Annotated in this window: 1 protein-coding gene; it reads left to right on the plus strand. The window is 74.6% G+C overall.

From position 1 onward, the window contains the following. On the plus strand, positions 1–311 hold a 311-nt coding region (locus V3C85_RS11760; protein WP_331795299.1), incomplete at both ends, for a hypothetical protein.

Consider the following 311-nt stretch of genomic DNA (forward strand, 5'->3'; position numbering starts at 1 on the left):
GGTGGCGATACCGGCACGGGCGGCGGTGACACGGGCACAGGTGGCGGTGATACCGGCACAGGTGGCGGTGATACCGGCACAGGGGGGGGTGACACGGGCACGGGCGGCGGGGATACCGGCACCGGCGGTGGCGACACGGGCACGGGCGGCGGTGACACGGGCACAGGCGGCGGCGATACCGGCACTGGGGGTGGTGAGCCGGGGACGGGGGTCGGTGCCTCGGGCTCTGGCGGTGGCGATACCGGCACTGGTGGCGGTGATACCGGCACAGGCGGTGGTGACACGGGCACAGGCGGCGGTGATACCGGCAC

The organism is Pseudotabrizicola sp. L79 (assembly GCF_036553525.1).
Classification (GTDB): domain Bacteria; phylum Pseudomonadota; class Alphaproteobacteria; order Rhodobacterales; family Rhodobacteraceae; genus Pseudotabrizicola.